General features: G+C 56.3%; 5 protein-coding genes. 2 read left to right on the top strand and 3 right to left on the bottom strand.

The annotated features are described in order from the left end of the window. Positions 1 to 88 precede the first annotated feature (88 nt). From O6929_00895 to O6929_00885, 3 genes are all read right to left on the bottom strand, one after another. The gene (locus tag O6929_00895; protein MCZ6478952.1) at positions 89 to 325 is read right to left on the bottom strand and encodes a hypothetical protein; all 237 of its coding nucleotides are present in this window, start codon (positions 323 to 325) and stop codon (positions 89 to 91) included. A gap of 68 nt (positions 326 to 393) precedes the next feature. Further along, a complete protein-coding gene (locus tag O6929_00890; protein ID MCZ6478951.1) occupies positions 394 to 1,371 on the bottom strand; it encodes a ParM/StbA family protein in 978 nt (325 codons plus the stop codon). A 46-nt stretch (positions 1,372 to 1,417) separates the two neighbouring features. After that, entirely contained in the window at positions 1,418 to 3,157 is a 1,740-nt protein-coding gene (locus tag O6929_00885; protein ID MCZ6478950.1) for an HD domain-containing protein, read from the bottom strand. Between the two features lie 143 nt (positions 3,158 to 3,300). On the opposite strand from O6929_00885, the gene O6929_00880 reads away from it, so the two are divergent. Both O6929_00880 and O6929_00875 read left to right on the top strand, forming a co-directional pair. After that, positions 3,301 to 3,756: a hypothetical protein gene (locus tag O6929_00880; GenBank protein MCZ6478949.1), complete on the top strand. Its 456-nt coding sequence runs from the start codon at positions 3,301 to 3,303 to the stop codon at positions 3,754 to 3,756. Further along, positions 3,747 to 4,448 (top strand): TraU family protein (locus O6929_00875; protein MCZ6478948.1); only part of this gene is annotated, 702 nt, incomplete at its 3' end. The genes O6929_00880 and O6929_00875, both read left to right, overlap by 10 nt.

Here is a 4,448-nt window from a genome sequence, read left to right as displayed (position 1 = left end):
GCTCTTTCTCCCCCATGAGCGGGAAAAGCCTGGCTGCGGGGTGCCAGACCTCAGGCTTGAGATATTTTTGCCAGTCCATCAGTGTTACCTATCGAATCTCTTTTGCGGCCATTGTCGCCCTGACTATTTCCCTTACGAACTGAGCTTCGGACCCGCGCGGGACCTTTTCCAGGAGTTCCAGAAGTTTCCGATCGCTGGGAATGGCAGGGTCGAAGACCACGGTTATCGAATATTTTGTGTTCAGCATCTTCTTAGCCTGCGGGATGGTCACCTCTCCCGCCGTTATGGCTTCGAGGAATTTCGGGTCTTTTTCCCGGATCGCCATGGCGTCCCGAATATATTGGGGGTTTGTGCCGAACAGACGTGACAGGCGCCGCAGGCTGAAATTGCGTCTTACCATTTGGTCCTTCTGGCAAGCTTCAGATACCCACTGACATTGGAGAGCGAAGGATTGTTGGGGACATGGAGATTGGGATATCCGGTGAGATAGGATCGGAAGAGCGAAGCTCCCCCACCCGTGAGGATGAGCCGGTTGAGTCTCTGGCCCCGGCCCCAGAGGGTGTGGGCCTGTGAGAGAATTCGCTCGGCCACCTCTCGGGTCCTCTCGGCGATGATGTCCGAAAGATCCACCCTTTCACCAAAGATCCTTACCGACTTTGACCTCAGGGCCTCCTCAGCCTCAGTCGTGTCGAGATTGAGGGAGTATTTCCGGTTGATATCGCGGGCAAGCTGGTCGGCGACACTGCGCACGCCCACATCGAGGGAGCCGGAAGAGGGCTCCATGAACTGGGGGGCCGCAAGGGCCAGGTCGGTTGTCTGAAAGCCGATGTCGATGATGCCCACCCTCGGGCGGATTCCATGGGGATCCTTAAGTCTTCCGCTGTCATCGAGCAACAGATCAAAAAACGAGCCGATAGGCTGAGGGATAACCTTGACCTTCTCCACCTTGAGGGCGGTTTGGCCGGAGGGAGTGCTGACGTTATGGCTTCGGGCCAGCAGTTGCTCGATCTGTTTAGCCCTCTCCGGTGTGTAGTGGTTTACGGGGAGGCCTGTGACAACTGCAACGGGTTCTTCACCTGCCTTTTCGATCCGGAGCAGGGCGGAGACAAAGAGGAGGAGGTAGTAGGGGCTCTCCGACCAGGTGGAGTCGAAGATACGGTACTGGTGGCGGCTGAACCTTCTGGCTGCTTCCCCGACAAGGTAAGAGTGACCGTTTAAGGTGAGAGGAGTGATTTTTATCCTGTCTCCGATCTCGCTTCTGTAGCTCGGGGCTTCGTTGGATCCCACGATCGACGGGATGACCACCGGGGGTGTATCCGGTGCCGCGGCCTTGGTGTAGCCGTAGCCAATGTCCACTCCGTAGGTTTTCATTTTTTCCTCCTCTTATGGTGAGCAAAGTCGAGCCATCGGTTGTCTACTAAAGAATCTCAATTTTCGGGATATTTCCCATGAGCCATTTTTCCCGAAGTTGCGGCGCCAGGTTTGAAGCGTGAAGCGCGATAGCTCTTTGTTGTCCCATGGGCGTTTTGATCGCAAACAGACAACTCTTCTGGCCAGCCTCTTTAGCGCCGATCTTCTTCGTGATCAGCTTCGCCTCGGCCAGCGCGTTGGCAATTTCATTCCAGACCGGGTCCTGGCCCTTAAAGACGCCTCCATCGCGGGCATTGAGGTGCCTGAGGAGTCTTTGTTTGACGGGTTCTTTCAGCAGGAAAAGAGTCCCATCACATAAAAATCCTTCGGGTGATCCTCCGTTGCAGCCGTTCACGTTGAGGTCCGCAATGGCAAAAGGGAACGCCTCGATGATTTTTGGGGCAAGGAGTTTTGTTTCCTGTGCCGCCTCACGGCTTTCCTCTGCCGCTGCGGCATGGTCCGCCTTCTTGATAAACTGGAGAATCGTGTGGGTCAGGGGAGGGGCGTTCAGCGGAATCTCCGCGTTCGAGTGCTGATGCCTTATGGCGAGCAGGAGCGAGCGGGCGGTTGTCGCATCGAACTCCTCTCTCAGCTCGGGCAGCGAGGCGAGAATATCAGCACCCGGGATGTCATGTGGACGGCCTGCCCCCCTGCCTTCCAGTGTGAAGACCTTCCCGATGTCGTGCGCCAGGATGGCTACTGGGCCGATCTTGGGGTCGGGCAGCATTGTGAGCAAGGGCTCAGAGTGTTTTAAAGCCTTCGCCGTGTGGGTGATGAGCCCTCCGGGCTCGCTCAGGTGATGTGAGGGTGATGCGGGGGTATCGGGGTTTCCGCCCAGGATGGAAGCAAGCTTGAGCGCGGTCTTGCTTTTGGGAAGACCCTTGAGCGCCATCGTGATGACGTGCGGGATTGAAGCGCTCTTCGGCTGGATGGTGAAGCGAAAAGCCGAGCCTCTTAAAACGCAGCCTTCCCCTGGCCTTAGCAAAGCGGGTTGATGCGACGCTTTCGGCCGGAAGAAAGAAAATATGCCCGGCGCCGAGGGCACCCTTGTCTGGTAGGAGGTTTTTGTTTGGGCTCCGGAGAGGGTTGGGGACTTCGTGATAAACCAACAGGAACCGCTAAGAAAGACGCCGACAAAGACGCCGACAAGCAAGGAGCGGATGAACCATTCTCTTAGTACTTGCTGGTTCAGGGAGCGGCGCTTCTCGGAGAACTGATCCCGTATAACAATAAGGCTATCTCTCTCGCCGTCCAGTCGTGTCTGGAGGTCGCTTATTTCCCTGTCGAGGGCCTTTGTGTCCCTTTTTGCCTGGCTCTCTTTGATCCTGTCACGGAGGGACCTTCTTGCTTCCAGGGCGAGCAAGAGGGCGTCTGCGCTCTTGCCATGTCTGGCTGCTGCTTTGAGGGTCTCGTCCAGAAGGGATTCCCGTTCGGCATTCATTTTTAGAGTCCATGCCGGGTAATCGTCAAGTTTGAAGGTTCGACCTTGAGGCTCACCTCGAAAGGCCAGTTCAATGAGCCTGTAGGCCTTCAAGGGGAAGGAACGTTCAAGGTAGGAGCTTATAATTTCTGTTTCCCGGCTGAACTTTGCCTTCTCTGCTTCGATGGACTTGAGGATCTGTGTATGAGAAGGCCCGCGCAGCCACTGGCCTATCCCGCCCAGCTGAGTGGAGAAAAGGAAGTAAAGTAGACCCGCTATGACTGCGGCCAGAACGACTACTCCTATCGCCAAGTCGGAATCACGCATTGTCTTTTTCTTCTTACAGTAAATCCCCCTACGTTCGCTTTAAGAAATGGCACCATGAAGAGCGACGTATTTGCTCATTTACGGGTGTGCGGATCTCCCATTGGCGGATTAGGATTGGGACCGTGTCTCTTCCCCACGCAATAGTGAAGCAGCTCTGGGAGGCCGGCTACGCAGGGAAAGTGGTCCGTGTGCCGCTGATGAGCGAGAAGGCACGCCTCAAAGTATGGGCCGATGAACTCCTTGGGGAGGTCGAGGAGCTTTATGAGAGAAGGGGTGTGACCTTCGTCCTGGAGAGAAAAGGGAGATTGGACTTTTATCGATCCTTCGGTCTTCTGAGACTCTGCCGGAGGTTTCATATGGAGATGAAAGAGGTAAGGAGTCTGCGGCGCAGGGCCTACTGGAGGTGGTTTCGATGGATGCGTGCTCTTGAGGAGCCCAGGCTCAGGATTGCCGATAAATTCGCTGAGAACGGTGACGGAAGGCAAAGCTATTTGGAGATCAGGGTACGAGTTCGTAGAGGCGAGCCGATGGATGGGAGCGAGCCCAAGGAGGTCGTTGAGATGGCAAGGGAGTCGGTCAGGGGGGTGACGTGGCGCTAAAAAGAGTCGTTGTCGTCCTCGCGCTTTTCTTGTTTCTGGTTGTAGAGACGGTAGGGATTGCTGAGGAGTCTTTTTTCAACTGGGGCTCCTGCCTTCGGTGGAGGATTACGGGAATATGCCGGATCGTCTGCCATCGTGGACACTGCCATGTGTGGGTTCGGGTGCGTCACTGGCGGCCCGACGAGGTCGCGGAGACGGTGAATGTCCCGGGAGACACCATTTGGGGTAAGAGTTTTCCTGGAATAACGGCCTCGATCCTTGGCGCGCCAAGCGGCTCTGTTCCATCCCAGGCCGTAAATGCAGCAAGCGGTATGGGTGGAGGTGGGGTGAGGACAGCGACTGGCCCCTTGATGGACGAGAAATTTTTCGAGACGCATGTGTTCGGGGTTCCCTGGTCGGTGATGGTCACCGAACAGCCTTTCTTGAACAAATGGGGATGCAGTGGGGGAAAGGCAGGGTTGATGTACGCCTCTGAGCCGGATCCCCTCTGGCACAATGACCAGCGTGATCGGGGTCGGGATGCGCGCTCCTCCATGGTGGGCAATTGGGGTCCGCTTTATCCGAGGCAGGGGAGGGCGTTTCACGGGAGCGATGTGGTCGCCTCGGGTCTGCTCTCACTTCGGGCAATGGATCTTACAGCCGGAATTGGTGGGAAACAGATGCAGCTTGGCTACCCGACAAAGACCGCTTGC

The organism is Candidatus Methylomirabilota bacterium (assembly GCA_027293415.1).
Classification (GTDB): domain Bacteria; phylum Methylomirabilota; class Methylomirabilia; order Methylomirabilales; family CSP1-5; genus CSP1-5.
The sequence above is the reverse complement of the archived record's forward strand: the minus strand, read 5'-3'. Positions and strand labels throughout refer to the sequence as shown.